The organism is Bhargavaea sp. GQ12, assembly GCF_059758705.1.
Window position 1 is genome coordinate 1 of sequence record NZ_JCAXEU010000064.1, and the last position, 289, is coordinate 289.

A 289-nucleotide genomic window follows, 5' to 3' on the forward strand; every position below is an offset into this window, starting at 1 on the left:
TGTACGATATGTCCTTCAAATACTTTCTCGGCATGGCTCCTGAAGAGCCTGTCATCAACCCGAGTACCCTGACCAAGTTCCGAAAACAGCGTCTGAAGGACGTTGAACTGCTCGATATGCTGATTATGAAGACGATGGAAATCGCTTTGGAAAAGGAAGTCATCACGACCCGTTCCATAATTGTAGATGCGACCCATACCAGGGCGCGTTATGCCCTGAAATCTCCGATGGAGATTTTAAAGGATCAATCGAAGAACCTGCGGAAATCCGTCTATGCAGTGGATGAATC

General features: G+C 47.1%; 1 pseudogene. It reads left to right on the forward strand.

Features of this window, described 5'->3' with window-relative positions:
- A pseudogene (locus AC6CHQ_RS16405) lies at window positions 1-289 on the forward strand (IS5/IS1182 family transposase); the annotation flags it as partial.